The 16,413-nt window shown below is 35.7% G+C and carries 12 protein-coding genes and 1 tRNA gene; all 13 read left to right on the top strand.

Annotation, left to right across the window (positions count from 1 at the left end):
* The first annotated feature begins 35 nt into the window (after positions 1-35).
* The 13 genes from BM024_RS02480 to pdhA all read left to right on the top strand — a co-directional run bounded on the left by BM024_RS02480 (position 36) and on the right by pdhA (position 16,406).
* Positions 36-106, top strand: a tRNA-Trp gene (locus BM024_RS02480).
* Between the two features lie 15 nt (positions 107-121).
* Positions 122-319 carry a preprotein translocase subunit SecE gene (gene secE / locus BM024_RS02475; protein WP_090677882.1) on the top strand — a complete coding sequence of 66 codons (198 nt, stop codon included), beginning with the start codon at positions 122-124 and terminating at the stop codon, positions 317-319.
* An 11-nt stretch (positions 320-330) separates the two neighbouring features.
* Entirely contained in the window at positions 331-882 is a 552-nt protein-coding gene (nusG, locus tag BM024_RS02470) for a transcription termination/antitermination protein NusG (protein ID WP_090677881.1), read from the top strand.
* 60 nt (positions 883-942) lie between these two features.
* Positions 943-1,380, top strand: a complete 438-nt coding sequence (gene rplK, locus BM024_RS02465; RefSeq protein WP_090677880.1) for a 50S ribosomal protein L11 — start codon at positions 943-945, stop codon at positions 1,378-1,380.
* A gap of 18 nt (positions 1,381-1,398) precedes the next feature.
* Positions 1,399-2,088 (top strand): 50S ribosomal protein L1, encoded by a 690-nt coding sequence (gene rplA / locus BM024_RS02460; protein ID WP_090677879.1) that lies wholly within the window; start codon positions 1,399-1,401, stop codon positions 2,086-2,088.
* 23 nt (positions 2,089-2,111) lie between these two features.
* On the top strand, positions 2,112-2,609 hold the full coding sequence (gene rplJ / locus BM024_RS02455; protein WP_090677878.1) for a 50S ribosomal protein L10: 498 nt from the start codon (positions 2,112-2,114) through the stop codon (positions 2,607-2,609).
* An 80-nt stretch (positions 2,610-2,689) separates the two neighbouring features.
* Positions 2,690-3,058 (top strand): 50S ribosomal protein L7/L12, encoded by a 369-nt coding sequence (rplL, locus tag BM024_RS02450; protein WP_090677877.1) that lies wholly within the window; start codon positions 2,690-2,692, stop codon positions 3,056-3,058.
* 126 nt (positions 3,059-3,184) lie between these two features.
* Complete coding sequence (gene rpoB / locus BM024_RS02445; RefSeq protein ID WP_090677876.1) at positions 3,185-6,997, top strand: DNA-directed RNA polymerase subunit beta; 3,813 nt, start codon at positions 3,185-3,187, stop codon at positions 6,995-6,997.
* Positions 6,998-7,069: 72 nt separating this feature from the next.
* A complete protein-coding gene (gene rpoC / locus BM024_RS02440) occupies positions 7,070-11,365 on the top strand; it encodes a DNA-directed RNA polymerase subunit beta' (protein WP_090677875.1) in 4,296 nt (1,431 codons plus the stop codon).
* Positions 11,366-11,368: 3 nt separating this feature from the next.
* Positions 11,369-11,677 (top strand): DUF3467 domain-containing protein, encoded by a 309-nt coding sequence (locus BM024_RS02435; RefSeq protein WP_090677874.1) that lies wholly within the window; start codon positions 11,369-11,371, stop codon positions 11,675-11,677.
* 157 nt (positions 11,678-11,834) lie between these two features.
* Positions 11,835-14,876, top strand: a complete 3,042-nt coding sequence (locus tag BM024_RS02430; RefSeq protein WP_143077709.1) for a T9SS type A sorting domain-containing protein — start codon at positions 11,835-11,837, stop codon at positions 14,874-14,876.
* Between the two features lie 19 nt (positions 14,877-14,895).
* The gene (locus tag BM024_RS02425) at positions 14,896-15,141 is read left to right on the top strand and encodes a hypothetical protein (protein WP_090677872.1); all 246 of its coding nucleotides are present in this window, start codon (positions 14,896-14,898) and stop codon (positions 15,139-15,141) included.
* A 266-nt stretch (positions 15,142-15,407) separates the two neighbouring features.
* Positions 15,408-16,406, top strand: a complete 999-nt coding sequence (gene pdhA / locus BM024_RS02420) for a pyruvate dehydrogenase (acetyl-transferring) E1 component subunit alpha (RefSeq protein WP_090677871.1) — start codon at positions 15,408-15,410, stop codon at positions 16,404-16,406.
* Positions 16,407-16,413 lie beyond the last annotated feature (7 nt).

The raw sequence follows: 16,413 nt of genomic DNA, 5'->3' as shown, positions 1-16,413 counted from the left end.
AAGTCAGTAGTTTTTGCTACTGACTTTTCTAACAAACGGGTGTAGTTCAAGGGTAGAATAGCGGTCTCCAAAACCGTTGATGGGGGTTCGAATCCCTCCACCCGTGCAAATATAAAATACAATGGCAAAAGTTTTTAATTACATATCAGAAGCGTTTACGGAGTTGAAAGACAACGTGACTTGGTCTCCATGGTCGGAAGTTCAGCGCTATACCATTATTGTTGCGGTTTTTGCAGTTTTGTTTGCTTTGGCTACTTGGGGAGTGGATTCTGCTTTCGGAGAAGCGTTGGGTGTTTTTTATAACTGGATAAAATCGTAAGGAAATAAATTATGGCTGATACAAATGTCAAAAAATGGTATGTGATTCGTGCGGTAAGTGGGCAAGAAAACAAAGTTAAGAATTATATCGAAACTGAGATTTCTAGACTTGGTATGGCGGATTATGTTTCTCAGGTTTTAGTTCCAACTGAAAAAGTTGTGCAGATAAAGGATGGGAAAAGATCTACTAAAGAGCGTGTTTACTTTCCTGGGTATGTAATGATTGAAGCAAATTTGACTGGAGAGATTCCTCATATAATAAAATCTATAACAAGTGTTATTGGGTTTTTAGGGGAAACAAAAGGTGGAGACCCTGTTCCTTTAAGAGAGTCTGAGGTAAATAGAATGTTAGGAAGAGTGGATGAATTAGCTGTTAAGGTTGATTCTGGTGTTATTCCTTTCTCAATAGGTGAAACTGTAAAAGTTATCGATGGTCCATTTAATGGGTTCAATGGTACTGTTGAGAATATCAATGAAGAAAAACGTAAGCTTGAAGTTATGGTTAAGATTTTTGGAAGAAAAACACCATTAGAGCTTAGTTTTATGCAAGTAGAAAAAGTATAATGTTACATATTAGAACACGTCTTTGCTTCCAATTGAAGATGTGCTAAATTTTTATTAAAAATGGCAAAAGAAATTAGTAAAGTAGTTAAACTACAAGTTAAGGGAGGTGCTGCGAATCCTTCGCCACCGGTTGGACCTGCTTTGGGGGCTGCTGGAGTTAATATCATGGAGTTCTGTAAGCAATTCAATGCTAGAACACAAGATAAACCCGGTAAAGTTCTACCTGTGCAAATCACAGTGTATAAAGATAAATCTTTTGAATTTGTCGTTAAAACGCCACCTGCTGCTATTCAATTATTAGAAGCTGCAAAAGCAAAGTCTGGTTCTGGTGAACCTAATAGAAAGAAGATAGCTAGCGTTACTTGGGAACAAGTTCGTGCTATCGCAGAAGACAAAATGCCTGATTTGAATGCATTTACCATTGAGTCAGCAATGACAATGGTTGCTGGAACTGCAAGATCTATGGGAATTTCAGTAACGGGAACAGCTCCTTTTTAATTGTAAAAGAAAGAAGAAATGGCAAAATTAACAAAAAAACAAAAAGAAGCGGCTTCTAAAATAGAGAAGAACAGATTGTATTCTTTAGTAGATGCTTCGGCATTGGTAAAAGAAGTTGCTTCTGCGAAGTTTGATGAATCAGTAGATATCTCAGTTCGTTTAGGAGTAGATCCTAGAAAAGCGAATCAAATGGTACGTGGTGTTGTAACATTACCTCACGGAACTGGAAAAGATGTTAGAGTATTAGCATTGGTTACTCCAGATAAAGAAGAAGAGGCTAAAGCTGCTGGCGCTGACTATGTTGGATTAGATGATTACCTACAAAAAATTAAAGATGGTTGGACTGATGTTGATGTTATCATCACTATGCCAGCTGTTATGGGTAAACTAGGTCCATTAGGTAGAATTTTAGGGCCAAGAGGTTTAATGCCAAATCCTAAAACTGGTACTGTAACTATGGATGTTGCAAAAGCAGTTCAAGAGGTTAAGGCAGGTAAAATTGATTTCAAAGTTGATAAAACTGGAATCGTTCATGCTTCTATTGGTAAAGTGTCTTTCGAGGCTTCTAAAATCCAAGAGAATGCTGCTGAATTAATCCAAACATTAATTAAATTGAAACCAACTGCAGCTAAAGGTACGTATATCAAGTCTATTCATGTGTCTAGTACTATGAGTCCTGCTATTGCTTTAGATCCTAAGGCAGTTTAATTGGTAGAAAAAAATATTTTAGTATGACTAGAGAACAAAAAGCAGTTGCGATAGAGGATTTGAAAGCTAAGTTAGCTGATGCAAATATCTTCTATATCGCTGATATTTCAGGAATGAACGCTGATGTTACTTCTAACTTTAGAAAGGCTTGTTTTAAAGCTGGTATTACTTTAGAAGTAGTTAAGAACACTTTGCTTGAAAAAGCAATGGAAGCGTCTGAAAATGTCAATTATGAGGAGTTACCTTCTGTATTAAAAGGAAATAGTGCTATTATGATTGCTGATGTGGCTAATGGGCCTGCAAAAGTAATTAAAGAGTTTAGAAAAAAATCTGATAAACCTGCATTCAAAGGTGCTTACATCAATGAAGAGGTTTATATCGGAGATAATCTATTAGATACTCTAGTAGCTATTAAATCTAAGGAAGAACTTATTGGAGAGGTTATTGGATTACTTCAATCTCCTGCACAAAGAGTTATTTCAGCTCTTCAAAATCAATTTAAAGACGGAGCAGACGAATAGTCTGAACTGGATTTAAATGTTCGAAAAAGAACGCACATTAATAAATTATATTTTTACAAATCAAATTAAAAGATAGAAAAATGGCAGATTTGAAACAATTCGCAGAACAATTAGTTAGCTTAACTGTAAAAGAAGTTAACGAATTAGCAACTATATTAAAAGACGAGTATGGTATCGAACCAGCAGCTGCAGCAGTAGTTATGGCAGGTGGTGCTGAAGGTGCTGAAGTTGAAGAGCAAACTGAATTCACAGTTGTTCTTAAAGAAGCTGGAGCTTCTAAATTAGCTGTTGTAAAAGCAGTTAAAGAATTAACAGGACTTGGTCTTAAAGAAGCAAAAGACATCGTTGACTCTGTACCAGCTAACATCAAAGAAGGTGTTTCTAAAGATGAGGCTGAAGGTCTTAAAAAATCTTTGGAAGAAGCAGGAGCTGTTGTTGAGCTTAAATAAGCTTTCTTTCATGTAAATATTAGGTTTAGGTCTTGGGATTCACTTCCAAAGGCCTAAACCATTTTGCGTATAATACGATTTGTACGTAAATCCACTTAAATTCTTTAATCAAAATTTTGTCCATTGATGATCACAAATCAGACTGAAAGATTAAATTTCGCCTCTACGAAAAACATCCCTGCATATCCAGATTTTTTGGATATTCAAGTGAAGTCTTTCAAGGATTTTTTTCAACTCGAAACGAAATCTAATGAAAGAGGCAATGAAGGTTTATATAACACCTTCATGGAGAACTTCCCGATAACAGATACGCGTAATCAATTTGTATTGGAGTTCCTTGATTATTTTGTGGATCCTCCGCGTTATTCTATCGAAGAATGTATTGACAGAGGATTGACTTATAGTGTGCCTTTAAAAGCGCGTTTAAAATTATATTGTACAGACCCTGAGCATGAGGATTTTGAAACTATCGTTCAAGATGTATACTTAGGAACTATACCATATATGACGCCAAGTGGTACATTCGTAATCAATGGTGCTGAGCGTGTTGTTGTGTCACAATTACACCGTTCACCTGGTGTTTTCTTTGGACAGTCTTTCCATGCAAATGGAACAAAATTATATTCAGCCAGAGTTATTCCTTTTAAAGGTTCTTGGATTGAATTCGCTACCGATATTAACAGCGTTATGTATGCTTATATCGATAGAAAGAAAAAATTACCTGTTACAACATTATTCCGTGCTATAGGGTTCGAAAGAGACAAGGATATCCTAGAGATTTTCGACTTGGCGGAAGAGGTTAAAGTATCAAAAACAGGATTAAAAAAATATATTGGACGAAGACTTGCTGCTCGTGTTTTGAACACTTGGCATGAAGACTTCGTAGACGAGGATACTGGAGAGGTTGTATCAATTGAGAGAAATGAGATTATCTTGGACCGTGATACAGTTTTAGATAAAGATAATGTCGAAGAAATCATTGATGCTAACGTTAAAACGATCCTTCTACACAAAGAAGATAGCAATCAGGCAGATTATGCCATCATACATAATACCTTGCAAAAGGACCCTACAAACTCTGAAAAAGAAGCTGTAGAACATATTTACCGTCAATTAAGAAATGCTGAACCGCCTGATGAAGAAACGGCTCGTGGTATTATTGACAAATTATTCTTCTCTGATCAACGTTACAATTTAGGTGAAGTTGGTCGTTATAGAATGAATAAAAAACTGAATTTAGATACGCCTATCGACAAGCAAGTTTTAACAAAAGAGGATATTATCACTATTGTTAAATATTTGATTGAATTGATTAACTCTAAAGCGGAGATTGATGATATTGACCACTTGTCTAACCGTCGTGTTAGAACAGTTGGTGAACAGTTGTCTGCTCAGTTTGGTGTTGGTTTAGCTCGTATGGCTAGAACGATTCGCGAAAGAATGAATGTTCGTGACAATGAGGTGTTTACTCCTATTGATTTGATCAATGCGAAGACATTATCATCTGTTATTAACTCTTTCTTCGGTACGAATCAGTTATCTCAATTTATGGATCAAACGAATCCATTAGCGGAGATTACTCACAAAAGAAGATTGTCTGCATTAGGACCAGGAGGTCTTTCGAGAGAGAGAGCTGGATTCGAGGTGCGTGACGTTCACTATACTCATTATGGACGTTTATGTCCAATTGAAACTCCTGAAGGACCAAACATTGGTTTGATTTCTTCGTTAGCTGTTTATGCTAAAGTAAATGGTATGGGATTCATTGAAACTCCTTATCGTCCTGTTATTGACGGTGTTGTGGATGTTATAAGTGAGCCAATTTATTTAAGCGCTGAGGAAGAAGAAGGTAAGTTGATTGCGCAAGCAAATATTGCACAGGATGAAACTGGTAGAATTACAGAAGAGCGTGTAGTAGTTAAAGAAGAGGGGGATTTCCCAGTAGTTGAACCTAAAGAGGTTAACTTCACGGATGTTGCGCCAAATCAAATTGCTTCTATTTCGGCTTCTTTAATTCCTTTCTTAGAACATGATGATGCGAACCGTGCATTGATGGGATCAAACATGATGCGTCAAGCTGTTCCATTATTACGTCCAGAAGCTCCAATTGTTGGGACTGGATTAGAAAGACAAGTTGCTTCGGATTCACGTGTTTTAATTAATGCTGAAGGTGAAGGAACTGTTGAGTATGTAGATGCACAAAAGATTACAATTAAGTATGACCGTACTGATGAGGAGCGTTTAATTAGTTTTGATACTGACGAAAGAACGTATCACTTGATTAAATTTAGAAAAACCAATCAAAGTACAAGTATCAACTTGAAGCCTATCGTTAGAAAGGGTGATCGTGTTACTAAAGGTCAAGTACTTTGTGAAGGATATGCTACTCAGAATGGTGAATTAGCTCTTGGACGTAACCTTAAAGTGGCATTTATGCCTTGGAAAGGGTATAACTTCGAGGATGCTATTGTTATTTCTGAGAAAGTAGTTCGTGAAGATATCTTTACATCTATTCATGTTGACGATTATACATTAGAAGTTAGGGATACTAAGTTAGGAAACGAAGAGTTGACTAATGATATTCCAAACGTAAGTGAAGAGGCTACTAAGGATCTTGATGAGAATGGAATGATTCGTATTGGAGCTGAAGTAAAACCTGGTGATATTTTGATTGGTAAGATTACTCCTAAAGGGGAATCTGATCCTACTCCAGAGGAAAAACTTTTACGTGCTATCTTTGGTGACAAAGCTGGTGATGTTAAAGATGCTTCTTTGAAAGCTTCTCCTTCATTGAGTGGAGTTGTTTTGGATAAAAAATTATTTGCTAGAGCTGTTAAGGATAAACGTAAACGTTCTAAAGATAAGGATGAGTTGGCTTTATTGGAAACTCGTTTTGAAGTAAAATTCAATGATCTTAAAGAGCGTTTGGTTGAAAAATTATTCTTCATAGTGAATGGTAAAACTTCTCAAGGTGTATTAAATGACCTAGGAGAAGAAGTTCTTCCAAAAGGTAAGAAGTTTACTCAAAAGATGCTTTTTGCGGTTGAAGATTTTGCTCACTTAACGAAAGGACAGTGGACAACGGATGAAACTACAAATCGCATGGTTGCTGATTTAATTCACAACTTTAAAATTAAATTAAACGATCTTCAAGGTGCGCTTAGAAGAGAGAAATTTATGATTACTGTTGGGGATGAGTTACCCGCTGGTATCTTGAAATTAGCTAAAGTTTATATTGCTAAGAAGCGTAAGCTGAAAGTTGGTGATAAGATGGCTGGTCGTCACGGTAATAAAGGTATTGTTGCTCGTATTGTTCGTGATGAAGATATGCCTTTCTTAGAGGATGGTACACCTGTTGATATTGTATTGAATCCACTAGGGGTTCCTTCACGTATGAACATTGGTCAGATTTATGAGACGGTTCTTGGTTGGGCAGGACAGAAGTTGGATAAGAAGTTTGCGACTCCAATTTTTGATGGTGCTAATCTTGATCAAATTAATGAATTGACAGATGAGGCTGGTATTCCACGTTTTGGACATACGTATTTATACGATGGAGGAACTGGAGAACGTTTCCATCAACGTGCTACTGTAGGTGTGATTTACATGCTTAAATTAGGACATATGGTTGATGATAAAATGCACTCGCGTTCTATTGGTCCATACTCATTAATTACGCAACAACCTCTTGGAGGTAAGGCGCAATTTGGAGGTCAGCGTTTTGGAGAGATGGAGGTTTGGGCTTTAGAGGCTTACGGTGCATCTAGTACATTACGTGAAATATTAACGGTTAAATCCGATGATGTTATAGGTAGAGCTAAAACTTACGAAGCTATCGTTAAAGGTGAAGCAATGCCAGAACCAGGACTTCCTGAATCATTCAATGTTTTAATGCATGAATTGAAAGGACTTGGATTAGATATCAGATTAGAAGAATAAACTAAGATTTGGAGTGAGTGGTTTTTTTAAACTACTCACTCTTTATCATACACTTTAACAAGTAAGTTTACCATGAATAAAAATAAAGAGAAAAATACCGTTAAAAGGTTTAATAAAATCTCAATAGGTTTATCTTCTCCTGAAGCAATTCTTGCAGAATCTAGAGGAGAGGTTTTAAAACCTGAAACCATAAATTATCGTACTCATAAACCTGAGCGTGATGGTCTTTTCTGTGAACGTATTTTTGGTCCTGTTAAGGATTATGAATGTGCTTGTGGAAAATATAAAAGAATCCGTTATAAAGGAATTGTTTGTGACCGTTGTGGTGTAGAGGTTACTGAGAAAAAAGTACGTAGAGATAGAGTTGGACACATCAATTTGGTGGTTCCAATTGCACATATATGGTATTTCCGTTCGCTTCCAAATAAAATTGGTTATGTTCTTGGGCTTCCTTCAAAGAAGCTAGACATGATTATTTATTATGAGCGTTATGTTGTTATCCAAGCTGGTATAGCTAAGAACGTTGATGGTGAATCATTAAAACGTTTGGATTTCTTAACAGAAGAGGAGTATCTAAATATATGTGATACACTTCCAATGGAAAATCAATTCTTAGATGATACTGATCCTAATAAATTCGTTGCCAAAATGGGAGCTGAATGTATTATGGATTTATTGGCTAGTACTGATTTAGATCAGTTGTCGTATACATTGCGTCACGCTGCTAATAATGAAACATCTAAGCAAAGAAAAACAGAGGCTTTAAAACGTCTTCAAGTTGTTGAAGCTTTCCGTGAATCAAATAAGAATAGAGAAAATAGACCTGAGTGGATGATTATGAAAGTAATTCCGGTTATACCACCAGAGTTACGTCCATTGGTGCCATTGGATGGAGGTCGTTTCGCTACTTCAGATTTAAATGATTTGTATCGTCGTGTAATCATCAGAAACAATCGTTTGAAAAGATTGATGGAGATTAAAGCTCCAGAGGTGATTTTACGTAACGAGAAGCGTATGCTTCAAGAGTCAGTAGACTCATTGTTTGACAATACTAGAAAATCTTCTGCAGTTAAAACGGAATCTAACCGTCCTTTGAAATCACTTTCAGATTCATTGAAAGGTAAGCAAGGTCGTTTCCGTCAAAACTTATTAGGTAAACGTGTGGATTATTCTGCTCGTTCGGTTATTGTTGTTGGACCAGAATTAAAATTATTCGAATGTGGATTGCCTAAAGATATGGCAGCTGAATTATACAAACCTTTTGTTATCCGTAAATTGATAGAAAGAGGTATTGTTAAGACGGTGAAATCTGCAAAGAAAATTATAGATAAGAAAGAACCTGTTGTTTGGGATATTCTAGAGAATGTGATTAAAGGACACCCGGTTTTATTAAACCGTGCTCCAACTCTTCACAGACTTGGTATTCAAGCATTTCAGCCTAAGTTAATTGAAGGAAAAGCTATTCAACTGCATCCATTGGTTTGTACCGCTTTTAACGCGGATTTCGATGGTGACCAGATGGCTGTTCACTTACCTTTAGGACCTGAGGCTATTTTAGAATCTCAATTGTTAATGTTGGCTTCTCATAATATCTTAAACCCTGCTAATGGTGCTCCAATTACAGTACCTTCTCAGGATATGGTTTTGGGGTTATACTATATGACAAAACTTAAGAAATCAACTCCAGAGGAGATCGTATTAGGTGAAGGTTTAACGTTCTATTCAGCTGAAGAGGTTAATATTGCCATCAATGATGGTAAAGTAGAATTGAATGCTGGTGTTAAGGTTCGTGCAAAAGTATTCAACCAAGATGGTGTATTAGTAAATAAAATTATTGAAACTACTGCTGGAAGAATCTTGTTTAATGAAGTTGTTCCTGAAAAGGCCGGTTTTATTAATGAGGTTTTAACTAAGAAGTCTTTGCGTGATATTATTGGAACGATTCTGAATTTAACAGATGTACCTACTACTGCTGAGTTCTTAGATGATATGAAAAACATGGGATATGGTTATGCATTCCGTGGGGGATTATCATTCAGTTTAGGAGATATTATGATTCCTGAGCGCAAGCAAGAGTTGATTGATGATGCTAATGGACAAGTTGATCATATTACTGCTAACTACAACATGGGATTGATTACAAACAACGAACGCTATAATCAAGTGATCGATGTTTGGACTTCTACAAATGCTTTGTTGACTGAGTTGGCAATGAAAAATATTCGTGAGGATAAACAAGGATTCAACTCAGTATATATGATGTTGGACTCTGGAGCGAGGGGGTCGAAAGAACAGATTCGTCAGTTAACTGGTATGCGTGGTTTGATGGCTAAGCCTAAAAAATCTACTGCTGGTGGTGGTGAAATTATTGAAAACCCAATTCTTTCTAACTTTAAAGAAGGTCTTTCGATTCTAGAGTATTTCATTTCAACGCATGGTGCTCGTAAGGGACTTGCGGATACGGCATTGAAAACTGCCGATGCTGGATATTTAACACGTCGTCTTCATGACGTAGCACAGGATGTAATTGTTAATACAGTTGACTGTGGTACTTTGAGAGGTGTTGAAGTTGGTGCATTGAAGAAAAATGACGAGGTTGTTGAATCATTAGGAGAGCGTGTTCTAGGACGTGTTGTTCTGAATGATATCGTTAACCCGTTGAATTCTGAAGTAATTATTCATTCTGGAAAAGAGGTAACAGAAAGTATTTCTAAAGCTATTAACGCTGCTCCTATAGAGACAATTGAAGTAAGATCACCATTAACATGTGAAGCTAAGACAGGTATCTGTGCTCAGTGTTACGGTAGAAACCTTGCTACTGGTCGTATGGCTCAGAAAGGTGAAGCTGTTGGTGTTGTTGCTGCACAATCAATTGGAGAACCAGGTACTCAGTTAACATTGAGAACGTTCCACGTTGGGGGTACTGCTGGTAATATTTCTGAAATCTCTACTATTAGTACACGTTTCAAAGGTCGTTTAGAAATGGAAGATCTTAAAACTGTTCAAGGTGAAGATACGGATGGTAACAAAATTGATATTGTAATTTCACGTTCTACGGAAGCGAAATTGTTTGATGTTAATACCGGTATTTTACTTACAACGAATAATATTCCTTATGGTTCTACTATCTATTTCAAAGATGGAGATACTGTAAATGAAGGTGATGTGGTTTGTAAGTGGGACCCGTATAACGGTGTAATTATCTCTGAGTTTACTGGTAAGATTGCTTATGAAGATATTGACCAAGGTCAAACCTTTATGGTTGAGATTGATGAGCAAACAGGTTTCCAAGAGAAAGTTATTACGGAATCTAGAAATAAAAAATTAATCCCTACTTTATTAATTTATGGTAAGGATGGTGAGTTAATAAGATCTTATAACTTACCAGTAGGTTCGCATTTAATGGTTGATAATGGAGAAAAAATTAAAGCTGGTAAAGTTTTAGTTAAGATTCCACGTCATTCATCTAAAGCTGGGGATATTACTGGAGGTTTACCAAGAATTACTGAGTTGTTAGAAGCTCGTAATCCTTCAAATCCTGGTGTAGTTTCTGAGATTGATGGTGTTGTATCTTTTGGTAAGATTAAGAGAGGTAACCGCGAGATTGTTGTTGAATCAAAAACTGGAGATGTTCGTAAGTATCTTGTGAAATTATCTAATCAGATTCTAGTACAGGAGAATGACTTTGTTAAAGCGGGTGTTTCTCTTTCTGATGGTGCAATTACACCAGATGATATTCTTAGAATTCAAGGACCTTCAGCAGTTCAGCAATATTTAGTTAATGAGATTCAAGAGGTTTACCGTCTACAAGGTGTGAAGATTAATGATAAACACTTTGAGGTTGTAATTCGTCAGATGATGCGTAAAGTTAGAATTCAGGATCCGGGAGATACTTTATTCTTAGAGGATCAATTGGTTCATGCTAGTGACTTTATCGCTGATAATGATAAATTATACGGTATGAAAGTTGTTGAAGATGCAGGGGAATCTGATAATTTGAAAGAAGGTCAAATTGTTTCTACTCGTGAACTTAGAGATGAGAATTCTTTATTGAAACGTGAAGATAAAAACATGGTTGTTGCTAGGGATGTAATGCCAGCGACTGGTACTCCAGTTCTTCAAGGTATTACTAGAGCTTCGTTACAAACTAAATCGTTTATTTCTGCGGCTTCGTTCCAGGAGACTACGAAAGTGTTAAATGAGGCAGCAGTAGCTGGTAAGATTGATACATTAATGGGCTTGAAAGAGAACGTTATTGTTGGACATAGAATTCCTGCTGGAACGGGTATGAGAGAATATGAATCAATCATAGTTGGAACAGCTTCGGAAGGTGAAAATGATTCTTTAGATACTGATTTAAATTTCTAAGTTATGAATAATGATAAAGATCAAAATCCATTTAATATTGAATTAGATGAGAAAATAGCAGAAGGAACTTATTCTAATCTTGCTATAATTAATCATTCTGATACTGAGTTTGTGGTTGATTTTGTGAATATCATGCCTGGTGTTCCAAAAGCTCGTGTTAAATCAAGAATAATATTGACTCCTCAACATGCAAAGCGTTTATTAAGAGCGCTAGAGGATAATATAGGAAGGTTTGAAGCAACTAATGGTGAGATTTCAGATTCTGATAATCCGAATATTCCAATGAATTTTGGACCTACTGGCCAAGCTTAAATTATAAGTTTCGAAATATTTAAAGCCCTTGTCATACGACAAGGGCTTTTTTTATTTAACATAGTTTGGTGTTTTTTGAAAAATAAGCTTTAATCATTTTTTGAGGATTAAAATAATTTATTTAAATTTAATATAACTATTGTTAAATTTAATTATTATGAGGTTATTTCGAAGGTTTTTACTAGGTTTCTTGATGATTTTTTATTGTGGTTCCGCTTTTTCTCAATCTGTAATTTTAGAAGAAAATTTTGATTCGGTTTTAGGCTCTGGCGGAAATGATGCTAATTGGTCAGGTAGTATTGCGGGAAGCCCAATGAGTTCTTTAGGTTCATGGACAATTCTAAAAGGATTTAAAGGATTTGAGTGTTTGAAATTGGGAACGACCACCCAGAAAGGGGAATTGACTACGCCGTTTCTTACAGGACTAAATGGAGATGCTGTCTTGACTTTTAGTGCCGGTGCTTGGAATGCTATCACCGAGAAAACGTCTATACAGTTAGATATTATTGGTGGAGGGATATTATCTGCTTCTTCGGTTTTATTAACTAAGGGTGGTTTCTCTAGCTATTCTATATCGATAATTGGAGGTACTCCACTTAGTCAGATTGTATTTAGAGGAGAGGCGTCAAATAATTCTCGTTTTTTTATCGATTCAATTAAAATAGTTTCTGATGCAGTTACATCTGTTCCTGAGATTATAACTACTCAAGTTGACGGTGTTTACGGATCTTTTATGAGTGAGGTAATTACTGTTTCAAATTCTCCTACTAGTTTTAATGTTGTTGGGCCTATTCCAACAGGAGTTTCCTTTTCAATGGGAACTTTTTCGGGCACACCTATAGAGACTGGAGTCTTTCCGATTAATGTTGTTGCATCAAATGCTTTAGGCAATAGTGTGGCTAAGTCTATTAGTATTATTATTGATAAGGCTGACCAATCTTTGATTAATACGGAGGATGTTGTTTTGGATATAAATCAAACCGTTTATAGCTTATTTGAGAAGACTAATGCTAATTTAAAGATTTCTTATAGTGTATTAGATACGACTATTGCAAATGTAAATGCTAATATTCTACAAGTGAAAGGAATTGGTGTTACGAAAATCATAGCCTCTCAAAAGGGAAATCAATATTATAAAGAATTAAAAGAAGAGTTATTATTGGTTGTTCTACAAGATACTCCAGATTGTGGTGTTGAAGATTTTGTTGGTATATCTCTGCCTTCAAGTTATTCTGATGGAACATTTATTGGTAATAATAATGTGGTATGGAATTATGTAGAGTGTCGTAATGAAAATTCAGATGTAAATGGATCAGGAATTGATGGAAGTGCTATAATGCTACGTAGATTAGGAGATGAGAGTAGGGTGTATTCTAGTAAGATTTCTACTGGTATAGGAAGTTTTTCTGCTAAATTGTATAAAGGGTTTACTGGTTCGGGCAATCGTCAAGTAGAACTTTTTATTAATGGTGAGTCAAAGGGGATGTCTATACCATTTGATGATTATAGTGAGCATCTGTTTACTGTAGATAGTATTAATATTTCTGGAGATATTGTGATTGAGTTAAGAAATGTAAAGTCTATGCAAGTAATTGTAGATGATATCGAGTGGACTTGCTATCATGGGAGTGTTGGAAAAACAATTTGGGATGGGATTAGTTGGTCCAATGGTAAACCTAATAGAAATGCAATTGCTTTAATTAAAGGTGATTTTAAATCGCAAGGGGATCTGGAAGTGCATTCGCTTGAAGTTGAGTCAGGTATAGAGTTTGTTTTGAATTCAAATGACGAGTTGATAGTGGGGGATATTACTAATAATGGGGTTATTGTTTTTTCTAATGGATCGAATGTTTTGCAAGAGAAGGGTGCAGTGAACTCTGGAAATGTTAAGGTGGAAATTGAAACTGTCCCTTTAAAGAGGTTAGATTATATGGTCTTTTCTGCTCCTGTAAATGGACAGAATTTGCATTCCTTTTCAAGCAGAACCTTGCACAATCGATTTTACAATTATGATACTTTCTCTAACTCATTTGTTAACGGAGGAATAGATTCAATTAGTTCTTTTGAAGTCGGAAGAGCTTATGGTATACGTACGCCAAATGATTTTACTGTTATACCCCAGATTTTCAAAGGTGTTTTCAAAGGACCTCTGAATAATGATGAAGTAAAAGTGACTATTAGTAGTTCTGGATTAGGATTTAATTTAATAGGAAATCCTTATCCTTCATTAATTGATCTGGATGCCTTTTTCGAAGAAAATAAGCATATTGATGCTTCGGCTTATATTTATGTGAATGCTAATGATTTTGATGAAATTAAGGGTGAGTATAAGGGTAGTAATTATGCTGTTTACAATAAGCTTGGCGCAGTATCTGCCGACAATAGTTCTTTTGTACCCACATCATTTTTAAACACTTCCGAAGGGTTTGTTGTAAAAGCAAATATTGCAAATGATATTTTGTTTACAAATGACATGAGGATTTCTAATAAAGTTGATTCGAGTTTAGTGGTCAACACGAATGGTTTGGATAGATATTGGTTGGGGTTTAAAGATATAAAGAATCAATCTTTTTCACAGGTCTTGATAGGTTATGTAGAAGGAGGAACTGATGGGGTTGATAGATTGTATGATGCTTCTATATTGACTGAGAATTCAATTGGTTTAACAACCTTATTGCATGGACACCCATATCTTATTCAAGGAAGATCTTTTCCTTTTAGCAAGAACGATAAAGTAAATCTACGATTTGTAGTAAAACAGTCCGGTGACTATGTTATTAGTTTGCTTAACACTGATGGGGTCTTTTTTGAAGGACAGGATATTTATTTGAAGGATCATTACTTGAAAAGGGTTGTGTGTATTTCTGAGGATGCTTATACTTTTTATAGCGAGGTTGGTGTTTTTGACGATAGGTTTGAGATAATTTATGAAGATAGTTTGTTGTCAATCGCTGATTTTTCGAGTGAGGATAATGAAGTCTATCTTTATGTAAAAGAACGGTATTTAAAAGTTGGTGTTAGAAACAAGGAATTGTCTAGGGTTTCATTATTGGATATACAGGGGAAGGTTATATATGATTCTGGAGTGTTAGGGCAAAGTGAATTTGAAATTAACTGTTCTACCTATGCAAAGGGTAAATATTTTGTTAGAATTGAGTTGAAGGATGCTGGTGTTCAGATAAAAAAAATCATACTATAAAATTATAATTAGATTCATTATGAAAAAAGCATCTAAGTTGTTCGTCTTTATCTTATCTATTTCGTCATTGTTTATTACAGATGTATATGGTCAATATGATGAAAGGGATAATCATCCTTATGATTTTGGACCTGGGGTTCCACCTGGAGATGACGATCCAGATCCAGCACCAATTGACGATTATATTCCTTTGTTAATTGTATGTGGATTAACTCTAGCCTATTTTGCTATTAAAATAAAAAGTAAAGATATAAACAAGGAGTAAAAGACATTTTAAAATTGTAAAACCATCCATAGAAATCGAATCTTATGGGTGGTTTTGTTTTTAGAAAGATGGTTTGCTGAAATAGAGAAGAATTAGACGTTAGAAAGTGATGATAAAGTGGTGTAAAATGAGGATGAATTTAAAATCATTCAAATAAATTTTCCAGTCTAGTCGGGATATGCTATTTTTGCTATTCCATAGATTTGGATGGATTATATAAAATCTGTATTATAAGTGGATATTCCACTGACGTAAAGTAAAATCATATGAAAGAAATTACAAAAGAGGTTTATCTAAAATGGTATGAGGATATGCTATTTTGGAGAAAGTTTGAGGATAAACTGGCTGCTTTATACATACAACAAAAGGTAAGAGGGTTCTTACACTTATACAATGGACAGGAAGCTGTGTTGGCAGGAGCTTTACACGCTATGGATTTATCGAAAGATAAAATGATTACTGCTTATAGAAACCACGTTCAACCGATAGGATTGGGTGTGGATCCTAAGAGAATCATGGCTGAGTTAATGGGGAAAGCAACTGGGACTTCTCAAGGACTTGGAGGTTCAATGCATATTTTTTCAAAGGAGCATAATTTTTATGGTGGACATGGAATTGTTGGAGGACAGATTCCAGTAGGTGCTGGTTTAGCATTTGCTGATAAATATTTCGAAACAGGTGGGGTTACTCTTACTTATTTTGGAGATGGTGCTGCACGACAAGGTTCTTTGCATGAAGCATTCAATATGGCTATGAATTGGAAATTACCAGTAGTATTCATTGTTGAGAATAATGGATATGCTATGGGTACTTCTGTTGAACGTACTGCAAATCATACTGATATTTGGAAGTTAGGATTAGGGTATGAGATGCCTTGTGGGCCAGTTGATGGTATGAATCCTGTAAAGGTTGCAGAAGCGATGTATGAGGCGATAGAAAGAGCTAGAAGAGGTGATGGACCTACATTTTTGGAAATGAAAACATATAGATATAGAGGTCACTCTATGTCTGATGCACAACTTTATAGATCAAAAGAGGAAGTAGAAGAGTATAAGAAAATTGACCCTATAACACAAGTTCTTGATGTTATTAAGGAAAATAATTACGCAACAGAAGAGGAAATTCAGGCAATGGATCAGCGTGTGAAAGATTTGGTGTTAGAATGTGAGAAGTTTGCAGAAGAATCTCCGTACCCAGATTTGAGCGTAATGTATGATGTGGTATATGACCAACAAGATTATCCTTTTTTACCTCATAAATTATAAATGATAT

Source organism: Myroides guanonis (assembly GCF_900114085.1).
Lineage (GTDB): Bacteria > Bacteroidota > Bacteroidia > Flavobacteriales > Flavobacteriaceae > Flavobacterium > Flavobacterium guanonis.
The sequence above is the reverse complement of the archived record's forward strand: the minus strand, read 5'-3'. Positions and strand labels throughout refer to the sequence as shown.

Coding starts and splice junctions, on each gene's coding strand:
- secE (WP_090677882.1), top strand. CDS start 122: ATGGCAAAAGTTTTTAATTACATATCAGAAGCGTTTACGGAGTTGAAA.
- nusG (WP_090677881.1), top strand. CDS start 331: ATGGCTGATACAAATGTCAAAAAATGGTATGTGATTCGTGCGGTAAGT.
- rplK (WP_090677880.1), top strand. CDS start 943: ATGGCAAAAGAAATTAGTAAAGTAGTTAAACTACAAGTTAAGGGAGGT.
- rplA (WP_090677879.1), top strand. CDS start 1,399: ATGGCAAAATTAACAAAAAAACAAAAAGAAGCGGCTTCTAAAATAGAG.
- rplJ (WP_090677878.1), top strand. CDS start 2,112: ATGACTAGAGAACAAAAAGCAGTTGCGATAGAGGATTTGAAAGCTAAG.
- rplL (WP_090677877.1), top strand. CDS start 2,690: ATGGCAGATTTGAAACAATTCGCAGAACAATTAGTTAGCTTAACTGTA.
- rpoB (WP_090677876.1), top strand. CDS start 3,185: ATGATCACAAATCAGACTGAAAGATTAAATTTCGCCTCTACGAAAAAC.
- rpoC (WP_090677875.1), top strand. CDS start 7,070: ATGAATAAAAATAAAGAGAAAAATACCGTTAAAAGGTTTAATAAAATC.
- BM024_RS02435 (WP_090677874.1), top strand. CDS start 11,369: ATGAATAATGATAAAGATCAAAATCCATTTAATATTGAATTAGATGAG.
- BM024_RS02430 (WP_143077709.1), top strand. CDS start 11,835: ATGAGGTTATTTCGAAGGTTTTTACTAGGTTTCTTGATGATTTTTTAT.
- BM024_RS02425 (WP_090677872.1), top strand. CDS start 14,896: ATGAAAAAAGCATCTAAGTTGTTCGTCTTTATCTTATCTATTTCGTCA.
- pdhA (WP_090677871.1), top strand. CDS start 15,408: ATGAAAGAAATTACAAAAGAGGTTTATCTAAAATGGTATGAGGATATG.